We start from the raw sequence: 23273 nt of genomic DNA on the forward strand, positions 1-23273 counted from the left end.
ATGGTGTCAGCCGCGGACGAGTTCCGATTCCCGGGGTTCCCGGGGCTGGCCCTGCGTGGCGACAGCCTGCTCCAGCCGGCTGCCCTCGACGTCGATGTCGGGCAGGGCACGGTCCAGCCATCTCGGCAGCCACCAGGCGTGCCGGCCGAGCAGCGACATCACCGCGGGCACCAGAGTCATCCGGATGACGAACGCGTCCACGAGGACACCGAACGCCAGGGCGAAACCCAGCGACTGGATGATCGGTTCGGGTGCGAGGATGAACCCGGCGAAGACCGAGATCATGATGATCGCGGCGGCAGTGACCACTCGGGCTCCGTGCCGGAAACCGAGCACGACCGCGTCGTCGGGAGCCTGGCCGTGGACGTACTCCTCCCGCATCCTGGTGACCAGGAACACCTCGTAGTCCATCGCCAGGCCGAAGAGCACGCCGATCAGGAAGATCGGCAGGAAGCTGACGATCGGGCCGGTGGAGTCGACGCCGAGCAGGTCCATCATCCAGCCCCACTGGAACACCGCGACCACCGCGCCGAACGTGGCGACCACGCTGAGCAGGAAGCCGACAGTGGCCTTCAACGGCACCAGGATGCTGCGGAACACCAGGGCCAGCAGCACGAAGGCCAGCCCGACGACGACGGCCAGGTAGGGCAGGAGCGCGTCGGACAGTGTCTCCGAGACGTCGATGTTCATCGCGGTGGAGCTGGTGACGTAGCTGGCGGCACCACCGACCGCGGTGGCGGCGCTGGCGGAGTCGCGGAGTGCGTGGACGAGGTCCTCGGTCGCCTTGTCACTGGGCCCCGTGGCCGGCACCACGCTGAGAGTGGCGGTGTCCCCGGCCTGGTTGAAGACCGGCGCCGTCACGGTGACGACGCCCGGCAGCGCGGCCGCAGCCTGCCGCACACGCTCGACCACTCCCTGCGGGGCAGGGTTTCCGGCGACGTCGACGACCAGCAGCAGCGGGCCGTTGAAGCCGGGACCGAATCCCTCGGCCAGCTGGTCGTAGGCCTTGCGCTGAGTGGTGTCCTCGGCTGCCGTGCTGTCGTCGGGCATCCCGAGCCGCAGGTCGGTGGCGGGCAGGGCAACCAGGCCGAGCACCAGCACGCCCAGAAGCAGGGCGGGGACCCGGCGGCGGACGACCAGCCGCGCCCACCGCTCCCCCATGGCCACCCGGGGGCCGCTGTCCTCCGGGTCGCGGCCGCGCAGTCCCGCTACCCGGCCGCCGGCGATCCGTCCGCCGGCGAAACCGAACATGGCGGGCAGCATGGTCAACGCGATCACGACGGCGATCGCCACCGTCCCCGCCGCGGCCAGCCCCATCGAGGTCAGGAACGGGATGCCCACGACGGCCAGCGCGGCCAGCGCGATGACGACGGTCAGCCCGGCGAACACGACCGCGGAGCCGGCGGTGCCGACCGCGCGCCCGGCGGCCTCCTCGCCCTCGAGACCAAGGCTGATCTCGTGCCGGTACCGGGAGGTGACGAACAGTGCGTAGTCGATGCCGACTGCGAGCCCGAGCATCAGGGCGAGCGTCGAGGTGCTGGAACCGAGATCGAAGAAACCGGTCGCGATCTGGATCCCGGCCATCCCGAAGATGACGCCGAGCGCGGCGGTGAGGAGCGGGAGCCCGGCCGCGACCAGCGAACCGAAGGTGATGAGCAGCACCACCGCCGCGACGAGCAGCCCGATGATCTCAGTGGCGCTCTGCTCGGGCACCTCCTCCATCGCCGTCCCGCCGTACTCGACGGCGAGACCGGCGGCCTCGGCCGGGGCGGCGGCGTGGAACAGGCCCTCGCGCGCCTCCTCGGTGACGTCGACGCTCTGCACTGAGTAGGTGACCTGGGCGTAGGCGGTCTGGCCGTCCTCGGCGACGCCATCCGCCGTGAACGGGTCGGTCACGCTGGCGACCTGGGGGGCCTGCCCGAGCGCGGCGACGGTCTGTTCGACCCCGGCCCGGCCCGGCCCGGTGCTCAGCGTGCCGTTCTCGGGAGCGGTGAAGACGACGCGGGCCGAGGCGTTGTCCGCACCGCCCCCGGGCATCCGCTCGGCCAGCAGGTCGAAGGCCTGCTGGGATTCGCTGCCCGGAATCGAGAACGCGTCCGATGTCGGGCCGGACAGGGCCGCCGCGCCGACGCCGACAAGCGCCAGCGCCGCCAGCCACAGGGCTGTGGTAAGGCGGCGGCGCCGGTACGCCAGCCGTCCAAGCCGGTACAGGTAGGTGGCCACTTCAGATGTCTCCTCGGGGAGGGTTCCCGGGCGGGAGGGGAGTGCCCCGGCCGGCTGGTGCTTGCCGATCGGCAGGTGGTCGTCTCCGGCTGTTTTCGCTGGACACCCCCAGGAGTACCAACTGAACGGCCGGTTAGCAACCTGCCGTCCGGTAAGTGTGATGCTTGTTGCCTCGCCAGGAGGGGACGGGCCGATACCGAAGAACTGCTGGCCAGGCGCGGGACCGCCATCGACCGTGCCGAGTCTTTCGGCGACGCGACGCTCCACCCCGTACCCGATCACCGCAGCGTCCGATCACCCGGCCCGGTCCTGTCAGGACGGCCTCGCCGGCGCGGGCGGCCCGGCCCCGCAGCACAACCCTGGTCGGCTGCACCGCCCGGGTCGAGCAAGCCGGGTGGGCAACCCATGGCATCGGTAGCTCGTCGGCAGAACCTACGCCGGGGTCGCCGATCAACGGTCCGCCGGCTTCAGCCGAACGTCGCTACGCGCCTTCAAGGGTCCGCTCGCGGTCGCGCTGATCTTCCTGCACTCCAACCGGCGCATCCACGCGCTGATCCACGCCGATCTGCCTGGCCTTGCTCGACTTCTCCCTGATCGAACGCCGGGCCCGCCGCGCCGCCGGCCTCGGACCGGCAAGGCGTCGAATCGCCATGCGCGGCAGACGGGGCTAGCCTCACTTGCAGGATTTATCTCGTGTCTAGATTCCACGGTGCCATCGGCGCCGCGCCAGACCCGTGGCGTTCGACCAGTTCGGGCCGTATGCCACGGCTGTTTCTGTGTGCCGTTGTCGCCGCCTTGGTGCTGCTGGGGCTGGATGTCGCCTTCGCTGTGCTACTGGACCCGCGACCCAGCCGAATCGGTACAACTTTCGTCGACACTGCCACCGAGCTCGCTGCCGCGGCTGCCTGTTTCTGGACCGCTCGGCGGATGCGCGGGGCGGAGCGTCGCTGGCGGCGGCTGATCGGCTTCGCGGCCAGCGGTGCGATGCTCACTGGCCTTGGGACGGCGGCGATGTTACTGGCCACTGGCTCGGTTGGCCCGCCGCCGGTCTATGCTGTCCTCATCCCGTGCTACGGGCTGGCGCTGGCCGGGCTGCTCTCCCTGCCCACCGACCCGCTGGACGGCCGGGGCGGGAGCGCCGAGACGGTGCGGCACGGCGGGCTCCGTTGGTGCGCGATCACCATGCTGGATTGCCTGCTGCTCGTCGGTTCGATCATCCTGCTGGAGTGGGTGACAGTGCTCACCGCGCTCGTCCACGCGGGCGGGCACGACCCCGTACACTTCCTGTTCTCCCTGGTCCACGCGGTCGCCGGTCTGATCCTGGCTACGGCGGTGCTGCTGATCGCAAGCTTCCGCCGGCCGCGCTCCCGCGGGACGTTGGCGTTACTTGGCACCGGCCTGCTGACCTACGGGCTCACCAACAACATCCTCGTCTACCACACCGCGCAGGGCAGGATCTCCCTTCCACCGTGGAGCCTGATCGGGTTTGCTCTGGCCTGGCTGCTGATACTCCTCGCCGCGCTCGTCCCGGTCCCGGCTCACCCGCAGGCCGACGGCCCGACGCCGGTTAGCCAGCGGGTACTGTGGGCGCACGCCCTGCTGCCCTACGTCGTGCTCGGCGCGGTAAGCCTGCTGGTGCTGGGCAAACTGACCACCGGGACGCGGCTCGACCGGTTCGAGACATACGGCATGCTCGGCCTGCTGCTGGTGACGCTTGTCCGGCAGATGGTCACCTTGGCTGAGAACACCCGGCTGCTGGCTGCGGTGCGGGAACGGGAACAGCAGCTGCATTACCAGGCGTTCCACGACCAGCTGACCGGCCTGCCGAACCGGGCGTTGTTCGCCCGACGGCTAGAACAGGCACTCGCACACAACCCCGACACCGACGACGTCAGTGTCGGCACCCCGCTGTCGGTGATGTTCCTGGATCTCGACGAGTTCAAGGGGGTGAACGACGCATTCGGGCACGCCGCCGGGGATGAACTCCTCAAGATCAGCGCAGAGCGGTTGCGGGCGGGGACGCGCGCCGCGGACACCGTAGCTCGGCTCGGCGGTGACGAGTTCGCCGTCATCCTCGACGGCGGCGGACCAGACAATCCCCGCCAGATCGGCGAGCGGCTCGCCGCGGCAATCCAGACCCCCTGCGTGCTCGCCGGACGGCCTTATACCCCGCGAGCCAGCCTTGGCCTGGTCATCCTGGACGGCTCCGCGGCTCAGCCGCCCGGTCCCGACACCCTGCTGAACCAGGCCGACCGGGCGATGTACACAGCCAAGCGGGAACGGGCCGGCAGACTGGTGATCTACCGGCCAGACCTTGCCCCCACCGGCCACCACCGAACGACACGAATGTGACTTTACTAGTCATAAATGGCGCCATACGAGCGACCGGAAATAGGAGCGTTACCGGAGGCGGCAGGCCCACGACCTGAGCCGCCTGTTTCCAGGCGAAGTCACCAGCCTCTGCCGGGCCTCCTGACAGTTACCCGGACCGGACTTCCACCGGCAAGCGACGGCGAGCTTACAAAAGGTAGATCAGCCGATTGTACGGCGTCACCTCCGGTCTGCTGGGTGCACCGGAAAAGCTCGGCGCGGTAGTCCCGCACGCTGGGATCTGAGCGAGGAGCCGCCAGCGAGAGCGGTCCCTACCGTGATCCTTGTCAGATGTTCCCGGTTGAGCGATCGCCCTGCCTGCCAAAGCATCGCTACCGAACGAGAGCGGCGGTCGCATTTCGCCTGAGCTGCGGACGGACAACCGGTGACGCCCGCCGACGGATGCACGGTGAGCGACGATCCATCAACTCGCAAATCCTCCAAACTCGGACAAGTGGCCCATCGGGCTCGGCATTCCTGGCCCGGTCGGCGCGGTGGTCCCGCCGAGATAGATGTGCAGGTCGGGGCTTGTGTCGGCCCGACGTTGGAGGGTCGCTAGTATGCCTCCAACATCCGCTAATTGATCTATACGAACGGTGTGCTCGGCTGTGGGGTAGTCCGCTGAAGCCATTCGGACTGTGACGACCAGATGCCGTGCTCTCGTTCGTGACTTCGTAGGGGAACTGCATGCGATTAGGGCGACGGAAAAGGCTGGTGGCCACGACGGCCGCGATTCTTGCGGCTACCGCGACCAGTTGTTCGAACTCCGGTTCCGGAAGCGATCCTATTGTCGCCTGCGAGAGCCCTGGTGTCACCTCTGACCAGGTAAAGTTCGGCCTGGTCTTCTCCGACTCGGGAGCCGGAAACCAGACACTGTCCTCGGCTCGTGCCGGGGTCGACGCCAGGATCGGCCTGGCGAACCAGGAAGGTGGAGTCAACGGCCGTCGCCTCGTCTACGAATGGCGCGACGACGCGGCCTCCCCATCGCAGAACGCCAAGGTGGTCGACGATCTCGTCAACCAGGAATCGGTGTTCGGGGTCGTCGCTGTCACCACGTCGACCAGCGGTTCTATCGAGAACCTGGGATCGGCGGGCATCCCGGTCGTGGGTCTCGCCGACGCCACCTGGAAGACCCACCCGAACATGTTCTCGAATTCCTACGAGACGTCACCGCAGAGCGTAGGCCAATATCTCCAGGCCAACGGCGGAACAAAGGTCGCTTTTGTCACCACAGGCTCGTCAGCCTACACAGTGGGCTATGCCGAACAGTATGCGTCGGCCATGCGGGCGATGGGGCTGACCGTGGTGGGAACGGCGTCGTACTCAAGCGGCGACAGCCCGGTTCGGGTGGCCCAACAGCTGGCCGACTCCGGAGCCAACGTCATCGTGGGCCTCACCACCCCGAACGACATCGCCAGCATCATGCATGCGGCTCGCACCATAAACGCCAGTTTCGCCGCCACCGTCTCGCTCGCCGGGTACGACCGCGGTGTGCTGAACACGCTGGGGACGGACCTGGCTGGCGTCTCGTTCCCGGTGTACTTCCGCCCCTTCGAGGCCGGTGGACCGGCCATCGACCACTATCGAAACGCGATCACACAGTTCGCTCCGGAACTGGTCATGCCCGAGCAGCAGTTCGCGATGTACGGGTACATCTACGCGGACCTGTTCATCCGGGGGCTCCAGGAGGCCGGCGCCTGCCCCACCCGGGAGAACTTCATCAGCGGGCTACGCCCCGTGACCGGCTACAACGCGGGTGGTCTGATCGAACCGGTCGACCTCGCCACCAACATCAACAAGCCGCTTGACTGCAGCGCATTCGTCCAGGTCGACCCAACGGGCCGCACCTTCCAGGTCACCCAGGAACGCCTCTGCGCCGACGGTACGGGAAGCTAAACGAGACCCTGATCCGCCAACCATCTGTACCGGGTCTTGTTGCATTGAGGGGAGGTGGGACATGGATGGTTCTGTCGAGCCAGTGGTCAGATCGCGAGGGTGAGCTCGGTGAACGCGGCCGTCAGCCGGGGGGTGTTGCGTTATCCGGAGGGGTGGCGCGCCGAAGCTCTGCTGGTTTGCTGGTCAGATCGCGTGTGCGAGTTCGGTGAAGGCAGCCGGGATCCGCAGCCGTGGGTTGGCGTCGGTGGCGAGTTCTTAGTACTGCAACGGCACATAGGGGTGGCCGCGTTGTCGGTAGTGGGCGCGGCGGGCTTGGTGTTGTCGGCGCCTGCGCCAGGTGGACCAGGCCCAGGTGTGGGCTGGTGGGTGGTCTCGGTGAAGAAGGCTCGCGATCAGTCTGCGGATCTCGGGTACGGTCAGGCCGATCATGCCCTGGTGGGCTGGGCTTCGGCCCCTTTTACCTGGCTGGCTTTGACCTGTTCGGCGCGGACCGTGGCAAGGGCTGCGTAGGCGAGCATCGACAAGGTGATGTGGGCGTACCAGGCTCGATAGTCGCGGACCTGGTAGTCGTCCAGCCCGCAGGTCTGCTTGGCCTGTTGGAAGGCCTCTTCGATGGCCCAGCGAGCACCGGCGACGGTCGCGAGCTGGGCCAGCGAGGTGCGGCGGGGGCCGTAGCAGATGTAGTAGGCCAGTTCGCCGGACGTCCGGCTGCGGCGGGCGAGCAGCCAGTGGCCGCGGCCTGGTGTCCACCAGGTCCGGATGCGGATCGGTACCCGCGCCCAGTCGTAGTCCCGCAGCCCGTGGGAACCGGTGCCGGCCGAGATCCGGCACCAGGCCCGCGGCGAGAGTCCGGCGATCAGCTCGTCGGCTCTGGCCTGGCCCATCGTGGTCGTGATCAGGTCGTCGTTGCGCCGGGTCGCCAGCACGTGCGCCACGTCGTGTTGTTCGAGCCAGACTCGCAGGTATTTCACCTGTCCGTAGGCCTCGTCGGCAGTCACCCAGCCGAACGGCACCCCTGACGCGACCGTCCGCTCGATCATGGCGAGGGCCTGGCGAGGCTTCGTTGCGAACGCCACCTCGTCGTCGATTCCCGCCCGGCGGCAGCGCTCCCGATCAGCGATCCACCCCTCGGGCAGATACAACTCCCGATCGATCAGCGCCTGCCCGAACCGGGACCGATAGGCCAGAAACGTCCCGACCTGGCAGTTCTCCGTACGCCCCGCCGTCCCGGAGTACTGCCTTTGCACCCCGGCCGACCGGGTGCCCTTCTTCAGGAACCCGGTGTCATCGACGATCAGCACGGCGTCCGGGTCACCGAGCCGGCCCACCACATGATCGCGGATGTCGTCGCGGACGCCGTCGACGTCCCAGTCAGCGCGGCGCAGCAGACGCTGCATCCCGTCCGGGCTCACCTCCCCGGCGCGCTCCGCCAACGTCCAGCCGTTCTTGCGATCCAAACCCGCGACCAGGCCCGACACATACTCGGCCACCCGCCGCCGCGGCTCCGCCCTCCCGAACCGGCCCCCGACCAGCGAACACAACCCCTCCAGCTCAGCCGCCCACGCCTCCACCACCACGACAGATCGGGACTGTTTCAAGATCGGTGTTTCCGGCCCGACACGCCGGGCCAGGGTCCGGCGAGATGGGCACTGTGAGTGATGACATCGGGTGATATGACCCCTCGCAAGCACGATCGTGAGTCGGGGCGGCAGCTGTCGCCGGAGCAGGCCGCGGCGGCGGCGATGGTCGCGGACGCGCGGGCGCGTGGGCCGGCGCTGACCGGTCCGGACGGCCTGTTGAAGCTGTTCACCAAGACGGTGCTGGAAACAGCTTTGCAGGAAGAGATGGTCGAGCATCTCGGCCACGAAAAGAACCATGCCGCTCCCGATCGGGAGAACACGAACATTCGGAACGGAAGCCGGACGAAGACCGTTGTTTCCGAAGCCGTCGGCGACATCGAGATCACGGTTCCGCGGGATCGGGAAGGAACGTTCGAGCCGCGGATCGTGAAGAAACGGCAACGGCGCCTTTCCGGGGTCGACGAGGTCGTGCTGTCGCTGTACGCGAAGGGGCTCACGACCGGGGAGATCTCGGCGCATTTCGCCGAGATCTACGGGGCGTCGGTATCGAAGGAGACGATCTCCCGGATCACGGACGCGGTCCTGGGTGAGATGAGCGACTGGGCCTCGCGGCCCCTCGACCGCGTCTACGCTGCGATCTTCGTGGACGCTGTGGTCGTGAAGATCCCGGACGGGCAGGTCGCCAACCGGCCCATCTACGCCGCGATCGGGGTGACCCTCGACGGTCACAAGGACGTCCTGGGCCTGTGGGCCGGGTCCGGCGGCGAGGGCGCGAAGTTCTGGATGTCCGTGCTCACCGACCTGCGGAACCGGGGTGTCGCCGACGTGTTCTTCCTCGTCTGCGACGGGCTGAAGGGTCTGCCTGACGTTGTCGAGAACGTGTGGCCCGCCACCACCGTCCAGACGTGCATCATCCATCTGATCCGTAACACGTTCCGGCTCGCTTCGCGTGCCGACCACGACGCGATCAAACGCGACCTCAAGCCCATCTACACTGCTCCGACTCCGGCAGCAGCGGCTGCTGCGATGGACGCGTTCGAGGAAGCCTGGGGCAGAAAGTATCGGGCGGTGGTCCGGCTGTGGCGGAACCCTGGGAAGAGTTCATTCCGTTCCTCGACTACGACATCGAGATCCGCCGCCTGCTGTGCTCGACGAACGCGATCGAGTCGTTGAACGCTCGCTACCGGCGGGCTGTTCGTGCACGCGGGCATTTCCCCAGCGACCAGTCCGCGCTGAAATGCCTGTACCTTGTGACCCGCAGCCTGGACCCCACCGGGACGGGCCGCGCTCGGTGGATGATCCGATGGAAGCCCGTGATCGACGCCTTCGCGATCACCTTCCGTGACCGCTGGCCATCCGCCGAGAGCTACTGATCAACCATGCCGGAAACACCGTTGGCGACACAGTCCCCACAGATCATCCCACCCGATCATCAAGTGCCGTTGCAGTATTACTGGATGTTTGATTCGTCTTGATTACGGCTTATGTTCTAGTCAGAGCGGACTGGCCCCGGAGGCGGACCCGGCGGTGGTTTCGCGACCTGCCAGCAGGCGCTCGGGGACCGCGACGATCAGCTCCTCAACGGTCCAGGGGGCGTCGTTCTTCTGGATCTCGGCCACCTGGGTAAATCCGGAGTAGAGAGCGATACGACCGCCGGCGGTCACGGTGAAGACCGTGCCGTTTATGTTCCCTGCCTCCTCGGTGGCGAGGTAGGCCAGGAAGGGCCCTAGGTTCTCCGGGGCCTGGTGGTCCTTCTCCTCCTTCGCGAGCCGTTCGCGAAGAGCTGCGATTTCGGGCCCGCCGCCGGCCAGTTTCCCTCTCATGGACGCGCGCCAGTTCACGTGGTTACGTGAAATGGAGCGCGGGCAGAAGACATTGCACGTGATATTGCTTCCTGATACCTCCTGCGCAACTGCTCTCGTCAGTCCCACGACTCCCGCGTTGGCCGCACTGTAGGCGGAGAGCATGGGGAGACCCACCCACGCGTCCGAAGCAGCGTTGAGGATCCGCCCGGACCGCTGCTGGTTCATGATCGGCAGGGCGTGGTGCATGGTGTTGAACGTGCCGGTGAGCTTTGCGTGGGTCTGGAGATGCCAGTCCTCCTGGGTGATCTTCAGGAAAGGCCCGAATCCCGAGCCGGACGCGCCGTTGACCAGGATGTCGATGCGCCCCCACTGATCCACAGCCGTCTGGATCAGTTGGCCGGCAGTATCGAAGTGGCCCGGATCGCCGAAGAACGGGATTGCTTCACCGCCCTCCGCGATGATCTGGTCTGCAGTCGTCTGAGCGTCGCCGCTGAGCGACGCGATGACTTTCTTGTCCTCCTCGTTCAGGAGGCTCTCGGTGGTTTCCTTGTTAGACCAGGAGGAGAGGCCGACGGAGCCGGGCTTGCGGTTGTTCGTGACTACCCTGGCCCCCTCCCGGGCCAGGCCTACGGCGATTCCTTTCGCGGCGCCCATACCGGAGCCGGTGACTACGGCTACCTTTCCTTCCAGTCGCCTGCCCATCTCTGTACCCCTTTTCATCTCTTCCTGGCCCGTCTTCTTCGTCGGGCTGCTGTCTGAGCACTCGGGCCCGCATGGCGATGTAGGTGTCGCTCCCGCCCGCGGTCACGCTCCTCGCCGCGCGCTGTCTCGACGATCTCGGATGACTGTAGCGAGTAGACGGGCTGGTTGGGCGGTATGTGCTGAACGAAGGTACAGCGTCTGTGTGAGGTGGGCAAGCGCTCCGTCTCATCGGCTCTACGGCCGGGGATTCCTCCTGTTTCCGACAGCAGGCGTTACGCGACGCGCTCGTCGCTCACATGCCAACGGATAGAATCTGACGTCTTCCTGCCCGTTGTACCGAATGCCCGTTCGGCAGGCGTATCGACGTCGGGGAGATCTTTTTGGACACCGCTGCTCGGCCGCTCCCTGTCCGGTCGGCTTCCGGACTCGACAGACGCCAGAGTCGCGTCGATGTTCGACATCCGGTTCGCGGGTCCCCTCCACCAGACAAGGCCGGCCTCGGATCCCCACCGAGACCGCTGCGATCGACGTGCCCGCGCTTCTCGCGGCCGGCCGAACGAGACGTCACCCGCCCCATGCTGGCGCAAGCCACCGCATTCACCGCGGCGACGGATCTGGCCGTGTTCAGGGTTCGCGGATGGCCCCGCCAGGGCTGACGCAACGACGATCTGGTCACCGCGGCGATGGCGGGGCGAAGGCCGACGAGCTGACCGCCGCCCTGCCAGCCCGCTCGGGTGTCGGATCTCGGCGGGGTCCGGGATCCGGCCGGAGTGATCTTTTATGCATGACGTACTCGACGACATCGAACGGTGGAGGAGGGCCGGCGACACGGCGGGTGTGGCCACCGTAGTCGGGACGACACCGATGAAGACGCCGACGATGACGATCTGCCGTCAGTGAGTATGCCGAGCCGGGCCCGTCCACTGGCCGGCTCTGGAGGAGCCCAGACGGCAGTCGATGCCCACCAGGCCCGGATGCCGCCAGAGCAGCGGAGAAGGACCCGGCAGTGAACCCGCTCCGGGTTCGGTGGAGGCTCGCCCGTTCCCGGAGTAGGACGGCGCCGGTGAGCCCGTCGGGTCAGAGGGCCGGTTCGGCGGCGGTGTCGAAGAAAGCCGCGCCGGAGTCCGGGATCCGGGGCTGCTTGAAGATGTTCACCGGGTACGACACCATGATCATCGAGTAGAGCAGGCGCAGCAGCCGGGTGTCCTCGTCGGACAGGGCGTTCACGTCGCGCGTGTCGAGGTAGGCGATGGCCTCCTCGGCGAGCGGCGCGATCGCGTCGTAGAAGTCCTGCAGCTCGTCGATGGTCTTCGACAGCCGCTTCTCGTAACGCTCGACCCGGGTCGCCAGGTTCCAGTCGGCGACCCACGGCTCGAGGGCGCGGAACCGCTCGGGCAGGGATGTGTCCACAGTGGTGGTCATGTCGAGGGGTTCCTCTACTTCTCGCTGCCGGCCTGGTGCGCCGCGACGGCGTCCCGGACGACCTTGTGGAACTGACGGATCATCAGCTCCATGTCGGACAGGTGGAACGTCTGCAGCGCGCGGTTGTTGAGCTGCGACCAGGTCGCCTCCACCGTGTTCGTGTCCTGCATCGCGAACTCGATGGTGCTGTCGACGACGAGCTCCTGGGCGAGGCGCTCGGAGGCGGTCTTCGGTTCCGGGAAGTAGATGTCGACCTCGTAGGCGTGGGTGCCCACCGTCTCCGGGATGTACTGGTAGGTGATGTAGTACCCGCGGCCCCAGAGCTGGACCGACAGGTTCGGGAACAGCCAGTACTGGTCGTTGCTCCAGGACTGGACGTTGCCGGGGTTGCGGTCCGGGGTGAGGTGGCCGAGGTCCTCGCGGACGTCGTCCGGGCCGAACAGGCCGGCGCGGAACAGCCGGTAGGCCCAGTTCATGTCCCGCTTGGCCGGGCCGACCGAGCCCTGCTTCTTCTTCAGCAGCGGCGGGCCGGGCACCGAGGTCAGCATGTGCGGGGTGAACAGGTCGTAATGGTAGGAGTCCATCGGCGGGACGAGCTTCTCCGCCTCGGCCACGTTGGTGTTGAGGAACCGCCCGTGGACGTACGCCGGGTGGTACCACTCCAGCAGCGCGTCGATGCCGATCTTCCAGTTGCCCTTGACCTTCGTCCGGAAGGACCAGTGGTTGGTGAACTTCTCGAACGGCCAGCTCTCCAGCTCGGTGGCCAGCTTCTCACCGAGGAACTGGCGCAGCGGCGGAGCGTCCTGGCTGAAGTTCACGAAGATGAACCCGGCGAAGACCTCGCAGCGCAGCTGCGGCATGGCGAGCTCGTCGTCGGGCAGCGACTCGAAGAACTCGTTCCGCTTGGTGACGTAGGTGCACTTGCCGTCGAGGCCGTAGCGCCAGCCGTGGTACTTGCAGGCGAACTGCCGGGCGCTGCCCTGGGTCTCGTTGGTCGGGTGCTCCTGCCAGACGACCTTGTTGCCGCGGTGCGCGCAGATGTTGTGCAGCGCGTACACCTCGCCGTCGGTGTGCCGGGTGATCACGATCGACCCCAGGCCCACGAACTCGCGGGTGAAGAACGTGCCGTTGCGGGGCAGCTGCTCCATCCGGCCGACCTTCAGCCAGGTCCGCTTGAAGATCGCCTCGCGCTCGGCCTGGAAGAACTCCTCGGAGATCGAGTCCTCGTAGTCGACCGGCCCGGTGTCGAGGTTCGGGTACCCCGGTGTGTACTTGCCTCTACCGGTCGCAAGACGTTCCTGGATGCTGGACACTACTCCACCCACTCCTGGGATAATCTCGGGTCGGGGCCAGGCCCCACCCCGATGTGCTGCCTTGGGGATTTCCGAATGCGGCGGGAAGACAAACCGGAGACGAATTCGAGCGGGGCGACGTACGACGCGCTCGCCTGCGTGAGCAGGGCACCCGCGTCCATGGCAGCGGTGGGGTGACGTGACGCTCCCGTCCACCCGAAACCTGCCGCCAACCTTCCCTCACTCTCCGCTGAGCGAATGTTCAGCACATTACTCTGGCAGATGTCGGCCACCCATGCAACCGTGACGCAGCGACCACCCTTGCCAGCCGGGGCAGCGGGCGACCCGGGAGCCCGCGCGGACCGACTCGGGACACGGCACCGGTACAAGACTCAGCTGATCCCGATGGTCGAGGCGATCCCACCGACCCGTGGCCGGTGCTGACGGCCACGGTGCAGCCACGAGCCGATAAAGGTCCCGGCCCGAAGGGCCACTCGCAACGGGCCGCAAGAAAGCCTGTCCTCAGGGGCTTTTCATCGCATGACACGCCCCACTGGTACGGCGCGTGATCACCGGGCGACGTATCCACCGTCGACCGGCATGGCCACGCCGGTCATGTAGGAGGATTCGTCGCTGGCGAGGAAGAGGGCAGCAGCGGCGAGTTCGCTGGGCTGCGCGAAGCGGGCCATCGGGTTCGGCACCTTGAGGTCCTCCGGGGGCGCCGGCGCCTGCGCGGCGGCTAGGCCGGTCCACGTCATGCCGGGGCAGATGGCGTTCACCCGGATGTTCTGCTTCGCATAGTCGAGCGCCGCGGACTTGGTGAGCAACACGACACCACCCTTGGCTGCCGAGTACCCGGCCTTGTGTTTCCAACCGACCATCCCGGCGTTCGAAGCGGTATTTATAATCGAGCCGCCACCGTTCGCCAGCATAATCGGTACGGCGTACTTGATACCGAAGAAGACACCCTTGATGTTCACCGCGAGCAACCGGTCGAGCGTCTCCTCATCGAGCTCGTGAACCGGACCAAACGAACCAGAGATCCCAGCGTTGTTGTAGAGCACGTCGAGCTTGCCGAACTCGCGTACCGCCGTCGCGACCATGTTCTCGACCTGGACGCCCACAGCGACGTCGACACACACCGACACCGCGTTCGTGCCGATTTCAGCGGCCGTCTCCTTCTCGGAACCGTTTAAGTCTGCACAGACGACCTTGGCACCCTCCGCCGCGAACAACAGCGCCGACGTCCGTCCGATGCCGGAGCCGGCTCCGGTGACAACAGCAACCTTGTTCTCAAGTCGACCCACAGCGACCTCCTGCGATATGGATGTACTTGTCCTGGCACATCTGCTGAGCGTCCAGGGGCTCGACGACCGCGCTACCGCCGAAGCAGATATCGGACCGGCGCACCACCTTCATCGCTGACAGCGCACACAGGGCGGACGCCGCGGAACATCAGAACGAGCCGAATCCGCTTGAACAGAAATCCCACACCTCGTCCGCAGTGAGCACGCCAGCGAACTGACCCTCCTTGGTGCCGACATGCGTCTGGACCGCGAGGATCATCACAGTCTGCACAACCATCGTCGCCGTGCGGCGAGCGTCAACGCCCGCGGCTACTTTTCCAGCCTCGCGGGCCTCTGTCACCAGCTCCGTGAACATTGTGAGCAGCGGCTGGCGAGCCGTCCGCATCTCGGCGGAGAAGACCGGAGAGTGTGACGTCGCCAGGTCGGCCAGTACCATGTACCGAATCACTGGGTCAGGCCCGCAGATCTCGAACAGCATGCGAACCGCGGTGCCGAGACGGTCGAGCGGCCCGGATCTTTCGAGCGCAGCTTTCTGAATTCGCCCAGCGGTCTCCCACAGGACGTTATCGAACAGCGCACACAACAGTTCGTCCTTACTGCCGAAGTACCGATAGAAGCTGCGCATGGACTGGTCGGAGCGGTCGACCAGATCCTGTACGGTGAATTCGATGGAGGCCTTCTCGGCAACGACAGCGTGGGCTGCCTCGATAAACTGAATCCCGGTGCGCTCGGCGCGCAGGCAGGCGGCCTTGGTGGAACGCTCAACCGCTCGCTGCAGCCAGGCCGGCCCTTCGACGGAGATCCTCACAAACAGCTCCGGTTTCCGTCCTACGGGCGGAAGCTGTCCCCTGGCCTCGGCTCCGCCCACACCGTGGCCATGTCGTAGGTGGCCTGACCTGCCGGCCAGGCCGGAAACCGTCGCGGACCCCGTTCGAGCACAAGCGGGACGGAGAGACCGCGGCCGCACGGCCGGGCTTCCCTTCGGCGCGTCTCGTGATCGGGTTCCGTGTCTCGCCGCCCCTGGCCGGACGGTATCGACGTCGTAACCGACGTCACGGTCCGGCCATATCATCAAGGAATACGGTTCGAGGCGACCGCGCCCCGCCGCGCGATGTTCCCGGCGAGCATGCCGAGGGCGCGGGACGCGCTGCACACCACCATGCCGGCCCATCGGGTCGATCCCATGCATCGCGCCACTCCTGACGACTGCCCTGGCATCCTATGGGCTCCGACATCGCACTGAACAGATGTTTAGCATAAATGTCGACGGATGTCAGCATCCACTCGGAACGATCGTCAGCGCCGGTGGCGTGCTCACGCCGCCCTGGTGGTTGACGGCCGCCGGCGATCCGAGCTGGGCCAGGTGCCTTGTGTCCCGCCTGTGACTACTCGGGCAGCGGCATGCTCGCGCTCACGGCGAATCCGCCGTCCGGGTCGGGTCCGGCCCGCAGCCGGCCGCCGAGCGCGGTCATCCGCTCCCGCATGCCGGCGATGCCGTGGCCGCCGCGGTCGAGGGGCCTCCCACGGTGGGGGCCGGTCGAGAGGATCGGGTTGACGTCGGCCTCCGCGCGGATCGTGTTGTGGACATGCAGGCGCAGTTCCTGGTCGAAGTAGCCGATGTCGACCCGCGTCCGGCCACCGCGGGCGTGCTTGTGTGCGTTGGTGAGCGATTCCTGGACGATCCGGTAGGCGGCGAGGTCGGCGAGCGCGGGCAGCTCGCGGGGGGTTCCCGCCGTCCGGAAGGAGACGGGCATCCCGCTCGCCTCGAAGCTCGCCAGCAGCTCAGGTAGCCGGGCCAATCCCGGTGGTGGCTCCGTCGAGGCGGGCTCGCCGGTATCCCGCAGCACGGTGACCAGCGACCTCAGCTCTTCCAGGACGGTTCGGCTGGCGTGCCGGATGTGGCCCAGTGCCTCCTCGGCCCCGGACGGTTCCTCGCACAGCAGATGGGAGGCCACCGAAGCCTGCACCTTGACCAGGGTGATGTGGTGGGCGATGACGTCGTGCAGCTCGCGGGCTATGCGCAGCCGCTCCTCGGCGACCTGCCGGCGCGCTTCCTCCTCCCGGCTCTGCTCGGCGCGCAGTGCTCGGTCCACCATGGCCGCGACGTGGGCGCGCCGGCTGCGGGCCGAGTCACCCACGGCAGTCGGTGCGACCGTCCAGGTGATCAGCCCCACGATCACCAGCAGGATGGCCCGGTCCTGCATCAGCGCCGGGGGCAGCAGGACGGCCGTAGCGCACAGGGCCGAGATCCACGCCGTCTCCCGCGAACGGCGGACCGCGACGCTGTGGAGCGCGACACCTGTCGCCAGCGTGAGGGGTGGAGCCACAACCGTCGTGGTCAAGGCGAACAGGCCGGCGACGCAGGCCAGCAGGACGCCGAGGACCACCGCCGGCCGGCGCCGGCGCAGGACCAGGGCACCACAGCCGACCACGCTGGCCACCAGGTTGGGCGTGACCGGGTCGAAGTTGCTCGAAGGGTCCCACCGCGCCACCGCGACACCCAGTGCGAAGACCACCAGGGCGATGAAGGCGTCGGTCATGCGGGGATGCGACCGGGTCCCAGCCCGGGCCGTCTGCCAGGAGCGCGAGATGGAGCCGGACACCGGGCCTACGCTACCCAGCCTCCGTGTTCTGTCGACCTGCCCGCGGTGTAGCCGGGAGCTACAACAGCTGCGGTAGGAACCAGTTGGGACACCGGTTTCCCAGGAGCGGCAAGCCGCATCGCACGCCGAACCACCACCCGGTGACTGCCGGCTGGCGTCGCGGAAACGCGGACCGGATCGCGGCTGTCGCCCACCTTGGTGGTCCAGGACAGGTCCCGGGCTCTCGGCGGCCGAGACGGACTCCGCGCGGTCGGCGACCATGAGGCCGTAGTGGTGCGGGCCGGCCCCGTGCTCAGCCGACAGAGGGTGGGGCCTGGTCGCAGGAGAATCCTTGGCGGACGAGGTCTGCGTGCTGGCTGAGTCCGTGTCGACAGCGCCGTCGCTCTGCCGCGGCCGTGGCGACCGCCACCGCCAGCGGTGCCGCACTGACGCAGTGGAGTCGCACCTTCGGCTCGGGGCCGGGCCCGCCGTGCGAGGGGTGCACCGTCGCCGACGACGGTGTCAGAGGCGCTTGGTCCATCCGCCGTCGACGACCATCGTCTGACCGGTGATCCAGTCGCCTGCCTTCGAGCAGAGGAGGAGAAGCGCGCCGACGAGGTCCTCCGGCGGGCCGGACTTCTTCCCCGGGATGCCGGCGTAGGCGGCCGCGCGGAACGGCGAGTCCTTCGGCAGGCTGACGTAGGCGGACTCGTTGTCGACGAGCCCTGGGGCGATGGCGTTGACGTTGATGCCGTGGCCGCCCAGCTCGGAGGCCAGGTTCACGGTCAGCCCGTGCAGTGCGAACTTGCTGACACTGTAGATGCCTCCGGGCAGGAAGGCGCCGGCTGACAGGCCGTTGACGATGCGGCCCCCGCCGCGGGCGATCATCGACTCCAGGACCGCCTGCACGCACAGCAGCGGGCCGCGCAGGTTCACCTCCATGACACGGTCCCAGTCACGCACCGGCATGTTGGACAGCCCGTACGGGGGCAATTCCGTCATGATCGCGGCGTTGTTGATGAGGATGTCGACGCCGCCGAAGGCCTCGACGGCAGCCGCGGCCATGGCCTGGGTCGACTCGGGGGAGGCGACGTCGACCTGCGCGCCGACGGCCTGGAACCCCTTCTCGGACAGCGAGGCGGCGGTCCGCTGCGCCGCTGCCCCGTCGAGGTCCGCCACGAGAACCGAGGCTCCGGCCTGACACAGCGCATCCGCATACACCACGCCGATGCCGCCGGCGCCTCCGGTGATGACGGCGACCTTGTCCGTGAGATCGAACAGTTCCGATGCAGTCATGGCGCCACTAATTCATATGCCGTAGGTTGCAGTCAAGTGAGTCAGATCTTGAGCATGCTGCCGTTGGTCGAGGAGGATTCCATGATCATTGACCGGGCCGTTCCGCCGGTTCACCTGCACATAGGCGGGGAGGAGCTCGACGCGGGCTCCGGAGGTGTCCACGAACATGTGTTCCCTGCGACAGGCGAGGTCCAGGGGCCGGTTCCGCTCGCCGGGGCCGATGACGTCGACGCGGCCGTCCGCGCCGCGCACGCCGCCCTCCCCGAGTGGAGGGCGTGGACCCCGGCGAGGCGGGCGAAGGTGCTCACGAAGCTCGCCGAGCTCATGGAGAACGATCGCGAGGAACTAGCCCGGCTGTCCGTCCTGGACAACGCGATGACCCACACCCTGAGCGGTCTGCTGGTCGACATCATGATCGGCTGGACGTCCTACTACGCCGGGTGGGCGGACAAGATCGAAGGTAAGGTCACCTCGGTCCCGGGCCAGCAGCGGGAGCTGGCCTACACCGTCGCCGAGCCGTACGGCGTCGTCGGGATCATCATCACCTGGAACGGTCCCCTCGTCTCGGTCGGCATGAAGCTCATCCCGGCCCTGGCTGCCGGCAACACCGTCGTGCTGAAGCCGTCAGAACTCACCCCGTACGCCACCGAGCGCGTCGTCGCGCTGGCGCGTGAGGCCGGGATTCCCGCGGGTGTCGTCAACTTCGTCCCCGGCGGCCCGGACGCCGGCGACACGCTCGTGTGTCACCCGCTCGTCCAGAAGGTGAGCTTCACCGGCGGCCCGGCCACCGCGCGGAAGATCCTCTCCGCCTGTGCCGAATCGTTGAAGCCGGCGGTCCTGGAACTGGGCGGCAAGTCCGCCAACCTCGTCTTTCCGGACGCGAACCTCGACACGGCCATGATGAGCGCGGCCGGTGTGGTCGGCACGCTGGCCGGCCAGGGCTGCGCCATCGCGTCCCGGATGCTCGTGCACGAGGACGTCTACGACGAGATGGCCGCGAGGGTCGTCGGGCTGGTGAGCAGCCTGCGCTGCGGGGACCCGTTCGATCCCGAGACCGCCATCAGTCCGCTCGTCACCCGGGCCGCGCAGGAGCGCGTCCACGCCATGATCAAGCGTGCGCAGGCGGACGGCGCGAAGTTGCTGACGGGCGGCGGCATCCCGGGTGGTGATCTCGCCGACGGCTTCTACGTCGAGCCGACCGTCTTCGGTGACGTGGACCCCGGCAGCGAGCTCGGGCAGGTCGAGGTGTTCGGCCCGGTGCTGTCGATGATGCGGTTCTCCACGGAGGAGGAGGCGGTGGAGATCGCGAATGGGACACCGTACGGCCTGGCCTCCTACATCCAGACCAACGACCTCGCGCGCGTGCAGCGCCTGGCGACGAAGCTCCACGCCGGAGGCGTGTACGTCAACGGTGCCCCGCCGGTCGTGAGCTGTGAGCTGCCCTTCGGTGGAGTGGGCATCTCCGGGTACGGGCGCGAGGGCGGGCTGGAAGGCCTGTTCGAGTTCGTCCGGACGAAAGCCGTGGCGATCGCATGACACGCCCCTTCGCACTGGAGGGTTCGGTTGCCGTCGTCACCGGTGGCGGCAGTGGGATCGGGCGCGCGGCAGCTCTCTCCTTCGCTCGCAGAGGCGCTCGTGTCGTCGTGAGCGATCTCGTCGGCGAGCGCTCCGAGGCGGTCGCGGCCGAGGTCGAGGCCGCGGGCGGCCAGGCACTCGGCCTGGCCGCCGACGTCACCCGCGAGGCTGATCTGGAGGCGCTGCGGGATCATGCCCTGAAGCGGTTCGGGCAGGTCGACGTGGTGATGAACAATGCCGGGGTGCTTGCCATGGGCAGCCCTGAGACTCTCCCCGACGAGGCCTGGCGGCGTGTGCTCGAGGTGAACCTCATGAGCATCGCGCGCAGCAACCGCGTCTTCCTGCCGCTACTGATCGAGCAGGGGCAGGGTCACGTGGTCAACACGTCCTCCGCGTCGGGGCTGCTGGCCTACGGCTTCGACCGGCTCCCGTACGTCGCGAGCAAGCACGCCGTGGTCGGGGTCTCCGAAGCACTCGCCCTGTACCTCGGTCCCAAGGGGATCGGTGTGACGTGCCTGTGCCCCTCCGGCGTCGCGACCAACATCGTCGAGCAGATCAGCTTCTACGGCCAGACGTCGTCCTCGCCGCGGTCACCGGAACACGCGACCGTTGCGGCCGAGGAGGTCGGCGAGCTGACCGCCACGGCCGTCACACAGGGGCACTTCCTGGTGCTCACCGTCCCGGCGGTGCGCGACGAACTGGTCGAGCGGGCGACCGACATGGAGAAGTATCTGCAGCAGAGGATCACGGAGCAGGCTCCGTGACCGTCCTGCCCCGAGTCGGTTTCGTCGGACTCGGCGCCCAGGGCGGCCCGATGGCCCGCCGCATCGCCGACGCCGGCTTCCCGACCACTCTGTGGGCGCGTCGACCGGAAAGCCTCGCGCCCTATGCCGGGACGGCGGCCCGCGTGGCCGGAAGCCGCAGGGAGCTCGGCGCGGCCAGTGACGTGCTCTGCGTCTGCGTGGTGGACGACGCCGGTGTCGACGAGGTGCTCCGCGGTCCGGAGGGGGCGCTGGCCGGCATGGCGGACAGCGGCGTGGTGATCATCCACAGCACCACGCATCCGGACACCTGCCGCCGGCTCCAGACGGACTTCCCGAACCTGCGCGTCCTCGACGCGCCCGTGAGCGGCGGCGGTGTGCGGGCCCGCGAGGGCACGCTGCTCGTCATGGTGGGCGGCGACGCCAGCGTGCTCGAACGGGTCCGGCCGGTGCTGGACACGTTCGCGAAGCCGCTGCTGCACATCGGCGCGCTGGGGACGGGTCAGGAAGTCAAGCTCCTCAACAACGCGCTCTTCGCCGCGCACCTCGCTCTCGCCGCCGAGGTGTACACGCTGGCGCACGGCCGCGGACTCGATGTGGAGGGCGTCGCGACCGTCCTGAACGCGGGCAGCGGGAGGAGCTTCGCCGCCGACGTCGTGGCGGCGGCCGTGCATCGACTCGAGCCCCTGGCCGGCCGCGCCGGGTCCCTGCTCGCCAAGGACGTCGGCATCCTCGCCGACCTGCTCTCCCCGAACCCCTCCGAGCTCATCGCCGTGGCCGACACCGCGCTCGAAGTCATGGGCGTCCCCAGGCCCGGGAGAAAGGACCCCGCATGACCGCCGACCCGACGACCGCCGACCTCTACCGGACCATCATGGCCGTAGAGCCGCCCGAGGCCGCGACACCGTTCGAGAAGGCCAGCCAGGACTTCGTGATCAACGAGGTCTGGAGGTGACCCGGGCTGAGTATCCGTGACCGCAGGATCGTCTCGCTGGCCTGCGTGGCGGCCGCGGACGCGGTCAGGCCGATCGACGACCACGCCTACGCGCTGTTGCGCAGCGGTGATCTCACGCTCGAGGAGATCATCGAGATCCCCCTGCACTTCGCGGTCTACTGCGGCTGGCCGAAGGCGTCTCACCTCGAGGTCACCCTGCGCACCCAGTGGCACCGGATGTACGCGGAACGCGGCGAGATCCCACCGGCCTGGCCGGTGCTGCCGCTCGAGGATCTGGGCCCCGTGGACCGGGAGGAGCGGATCCGGCTCGGGCAGGAGGAGTTCGTCTCGGTCAACGTGACGCCTTCGCCGCCGCTGGACTCGCCGTACTTCTTCGCCGGGATCCTCGGCTTCGTCTTCGGGCACGTCTGGCGGCGGCAGGCTCTCAGCCGGCGGGACCGGCGGCTCGTGACGATCCCGTGCGTGGGGATCTCGGACACGCAGACTCCCATCGACTCGCACGTGGGCTCGGCGTTGGAGACGGGCGACGTCTCCTGGGACGAGATGCAGGAGATCATCCTGCAGTTCAGCGCGTACTACGGCTTCGCGAAGGGCGAAGCACTGCACGCCGCTGCCCAGCGCTGGCGCGCGAACCGCTCGTGACCGGTACCCCGGCGACCGCCACCGCTCTGCACCTGCTGCTCGCGGCCGAGCGCCTGTTCGCGGAGCGGGGCATCGCCGGGGTATCCCTGCGGCAGATCGCCGCGCAGGCGGGTTCTGCCAACAGTTCGGCAGTGCACTACCACTTCGGTTCCAAGGAGAGGCTGGTAGCGGCGATCTTCGCCTACCGGGTCCCACAGCTGGTGCAGCGGCGTGCCCTGCTGAACGCGAGGCTGGACCCCCAGGACCTCCGGGAGCGGCTGGAAGCCCACCTGCTGCCGATCTTCGAGCTGGCCGAATCACCGGACAGCTCCTACGTCTCTTTCGTCGAACAGCTGCGTCGCAGCAGGGAGTCGCGGAGGATCTTCGGTAGCCAGTCCGAGATCCGGCAGCCGCAGGTGGAGTTCCTCGACGCCATGCGCCTGCTGCTGCCGTGCCTCGACGAGCCGCTGCGGACGATGCGCATTCAGCACGTGCAGGTGCTGAGCCTGCATGCTGCGGCGGAACGCGAGCAGTCGGTGGCGGCGGGCGAGAAGGTGATCCCATTCGGCCTGTTCGTCAGCGCTGTGGTCGACGGATTCGCCGGCTATCTCAACGCGCCCGTCTCCGAGGAGACACAGCGGCTCTTCGTCCGCTTGGACCGGCCTTTCCCCGCCTCGGCCTTGCCTGTCACGGGCCGCGGGGCGCCACCTCGGCCGGGCTCGTCGCGGTCGCCGGTGCCCGCGGGGCGATCAAGGGATGCTTTCAGCGGGCCAGGCAGACCTGCGGTCTGGGCGACTACCAGGTCCGCGACGGACCCGAGCCGGGCCTGAGCCCGGCGGCGGCACGTCGCGGTGCACATCGCGACGTTGTGCGAGAGGGTCCGCTC

General features: G+C 67.9%; 17 protein-coding genes and 1 pseudogene. 9 read left to right on the plus strand and 9 right to left on the minus strand.

The genetic code is table 11. The features are described 5' to 3' along the window. Positions 1 to 6: 6 nt before the first annotated feature. Positions 7 to 2223 (minus strand): MMPL family transporter, encoded by a 2217-nt coding sequence (locus FRANEAN1_RS15850; protein WP_041254232.1) that lies wholly within the window; start codon positions 2221 to 2223, stop codon positions 7 to 9. Positions 2224 to 3207: 984 nt separating this feature from the next. Between FRANEAN1_RS15850 and FRANEAN1_RS15855 the strand changes: the two genes are divergently transcribed. Together FRANEAN1_RS15855 and FRANEAN1_RS15860 are read left to right on the plus strand one after the other, a co-directional pair. Beyond that, positions 3208 to 4575 carry a GGDEF domain-containing protein gene (locus FRANEAN1_RS15855; protein WP_347177163.1) on the plus strand — a complete coding sequence of 456 codons (1368 nt, stop codon included), beginning with the start codon at positions 3208 to 3210 and terminating at the stop codon, positions 4573 to 4575. 705 nt (positions 4576 to 5280) lie between these two features. Then, positions 5281 to 6489, plus strand: a complete 1209-nt coding sequence (locus FRANEAN1_RS15860; RefSeq protein WP_020460818.1) for an ABC transporter substrate-binding protein — start codon at positions 5281 to 5283, stop codon at positions 6487 to 6489. 425 nt (positions 6490 to 6914) lie between these two features. On the opposite strand, the gene FRANEAN1_RS15865 is transcribed toward FRANEAN1_RS15860, so the two are convergent. Next, positions 6915 to 8066: an IS701 family transposase gene (locus FRANEAN1_RS15865; protein ID WP_049795684.1), complete on the minus strand. Its 1152-nt coding sequence runs from the start codon at positions 8064 to 8066 to the stop codon at positions 6915 to 6917. 96 nt (positions 8067 to 8162) lie between these two features. Between FRANEAN1_RS15865 and FRANEAN1_RS15870 the strand changes: the two are divergent. Next, positions 8163 to 9442 (plus strand): annotated as a pseudogene (locus tag FRANEAN1_RS15870) (IS256 family transposase). A gap of 120 nt (positions 9443 to 9562) precedes the next feature. On the opposite strand, the gene FRANEAN1_RS15875 reads toward FRANEAN1_RS15870, so the two are convergent. The 7 genes from FRANEAN1_RS15875 to FRANEAN1_RS15905 all read right to left on the minus strand — a co-directional run bounded on the left by FRANEAN1_RS15875 (position 9563) and on the right by FRANEAN1_RS15905 (position 18475). After that, on the minus strand, positions 9563 to 10576 hold the full coding sequence (locus FRANEAN1_RS15875; RefSeq protein WP_020460820.1) for an SDR family NAD(P)-dependent oxidoreductase: 1014 nt from the start codon (positions 10574 to 10576) through the stop codon (positions 9563 to 9565). Between the two features lie 1077 nt (positions 10577 to 11653). Then, positions 11654 to 11998 carry a hypothetical protein gene (locus FRANEAN1_RS15880; RefSeq protein WP_020460821.1) on the minus strand — a complete coding sequence of 115 codons (345 nt, stop codon included), beginning with the start codon at positions 11996 to 11998 and terminating at the stop codon, positions 11654 to 11656. A 14-nt stretch (positions 11999 to 12012) separates the two neighbouring features. Next, complete coding sequence (locus FRANEAN1_RS15885; RefSeq protein ID WP_049795685.1) at positions 12013 to 13311, minus strand: aromatic ring-hydroxylating dioxygenase subunit alpha; 1299 nt, start codon at positions 13309 to 13311, stop codon at positions 12013 to 12015. Between the two features lie 548 nt (positions 13312 to 13859). Beyond that, positions 13860 to 14597 carry an SDR family oxidoreductase gene (locus FRANEAN1_RS15890; protein ID WP_020460823.1) on the minus strand — a complete coding sequence of 246 codons (738 nt, stop codon included), beginning with the start codon at positions 14595 to 14597 and terminating at the stop codon, positions 13860 to 13862. A 148-nt stretch (positions 14598 to 14745) separates the two neighbouring features. Beyond that, complete coding sequence (locus FRANEAN1_RS15895) at positions 14746 to 15405, minus strand: TetR/AcrR family transcriptional regulator (RefSeq protein ID WP_020460824.1); 660 nt, start codon at positions 15403 to 15405, stop codon at positions 14746 to 14748. Between the two features lie 577 nt (positions 15406 to 15982). Continuing rightward, positions 15983 to 17137: a histidine kinase gene (locus FRANEAN1_RS15900; RefSeq protein ID WP_063748349.1), complete on the minus strand. Its 1155-nt coding sequence runs from the start codon at positions 17135 to 17137 to the stop codon at positions 15983 to 15985. Positions 17138 to 17701: 564 nt separating this feature from the next. Beyond that, complete coding sequence (locus tag FRANEAN1_RS15905) at positions 17702 to 18475, minus strand: SDR family oxidoreductase (RefSeq protein ID WP_020460826.1); 774 nt, start codon at positions 18473 to 18475, stop codon at positions 17702 to 17704. A gap of 81 nt (positions 18476 to 18556) precedes the next feature. Here FRANEAN1_RS15905 and FRANEAN1_RS15910 point away from each other — a divergent pair, with 81 nt between their 5' ends. Genes FRANEAN1_RS15910 through FRANEAN1_RS15930 form a run of 6 tightly spaced genes read left to right on the plus strand, consistent with a single transcriptional unit; the run spans position 18557 to position 23217 of the window. After that, positions 18557 to 20011: an aldehyde dehydrogenase family protein gene (locus tag FRANEAN1_RS15910; RefSeq protein WP_041255976.1), complete on the plus strand. Its 1455-nt coding sequence runs from the start codon at positions 18557 to 18559 to the stop codon at positions 20009 to 20011. Further along, positions 20008 to 20814, plus strand: coding sequence for an SDR family oxidoreductase (locus FRANEAN1_RS15915; protein ID WP_020460828.1), 807 nt, complete (start codon positions 20008 to 20010; stop codon positions 20812 to 20814). The genes FRANEAN1_RS15910 and FRANEAN1_RS15915 overlap by 4 nt, the downstream gene beginning before the upstream one ends. Then, on the plus strand, positions 20811 to 21647 hold the full coding sequence (locus tag FRANEAN1_RS15920) for an NAD(P)-dependent oxidoreductase (protein WP_020460829.1): 837 nt from the start codon (positions 20811 to 20813) through the stop codon (positions 21645 to 21647). The genes FRANEAN1_RS15915 and FRANEAN1_RS15920 overlap by 4 nt, the downstream gene beginning before the upstream one ends. Continuing rightward, positions 21644 to 21766 carry a hypothetical protein gene (locus tag FRANEAN1_RS43480; RefSeq protein ID WP_347177164.1) on the plus strand — a complete coding sequence of 41 codons (123 nt, stop codon included), beginning with the start codon at positions 21644 to 21646 and terminating at the stop codon, positions 21764 to 21766. Before FRANEAN1_RS15920 ends, FRANEAN1_RS43480 begins: the two co-directional genes overlap by 4 nt. A gap of 12 nt (positions 21767 to 21778) precedes the next feature. Further along, positions 21779 to 22408: a carboxymuconolactone decarboxylase family protein gene (locus tag FRANEAN1_RS15925; RefSeq protein ID WP_347177235.1), complete on the plus strand. Its 630-nt coding sequence runs from the start codon at positions 21779 to 21781 to the stop codon at positions 22406 to 22408. Continuing rightward, positions 22405 to 23217, plus strand: a complete 813-nt coding sequence (locus tag FRANEAN1_RS15930) for a TetR family transcriptional regulator (protein WP_020460831.1) — start codon at positions 22405 to 22407, stop codon at positions 23215 to 23217. The genes FRANEAN1_RS15925 and FRANEAN1_RS15930 overlap by 4 nt, the downstream gene beginning before the upstream one ends. Positions 23218 to 23273 lie beyond the last annotated feature (56 nt).

The organism is Parafrankia sp. EAN1pec (assembly GCF_000018005.1).
Taxonomy (GTDB): Bacteria; Actinomycetota; Actinomycetes; order Frankiales; family Frankiaceae; genus Parafrankia; species Parafrankia soli.

What these genes read in the sequence shown, in the direction of transcription:
- FRANEAN1_RS15855 (WP_347177163.1), top strand. Translation starts at nt 3,208, where the DNA reads ATGCTCACTGGCCTTGGGACGGCGGCGATGTTACTGGCCACTGGCTCG.
- FRANEAN1_RS15860 (WP_020460818.1), top strand. Translation starts at nt 5,281, where the DNA reads ATGCGATTAGGGCGACGGAAAAGGCTGGTGGCCACGACGGCCGCGATT.
- FRANEAN1_RS15875 (WP_020460820.1), bottom strand. Translation starts at nt 10,576, where the DNA reads ATGGGCAGGCGACTGGAAGGAAAGGTAGCCGTAGTCACCGGCTCCGGT.
- FRANEAN1_RS15880 (WP_020460821.1), bottom strand. Translation starts at nt 11,998, where the DNA reads ATGACCACCACTGTGGACACATCCCTGCCCGAGCGGTTCCGCGCCCTC.
- FRANEAN1_RS15900 (WP_063748349.1), bottom strand. Translation starts at nt 17,137, where the DNA reads ATGACCGACGCCTTCATCGCCCTGGTGGTCTTCGCACTGGGTGTCGCG.
- FRANEAN1_RS15905 (WP_020460826.1), bottom strand. Translation starts at nt 18,475, where the DNA reads ATGACTGCATCGGAACTGTTCGATCTCACGGACAAGGTCGCCGTCATC.
- FRANEAN1_RS15910 (WP_041255976.1), top strand. Translation starts at nt 18,557, where the DNA reads ATGATCATTGACCGGGCCGTTCCGCCGGTTCACCTGCACATAGGCGGG.
- FRANEAN1_RS15915 (WP_020460828.1), top strand. Translation starts at nt 20,008, where the DNA reads ATGACACGCCCCTTCGCACTGGAGGGTTCGGTTGCCGTCGTCACCGGT.
- FRANEAN1_RS43480 (WP_347177164.1), top strand. Translation starts at nt 21,644, where the DNA reads ATGACCGCCGACCCGACGACCGCCGACCTCTACCGGACCATCATGGCC.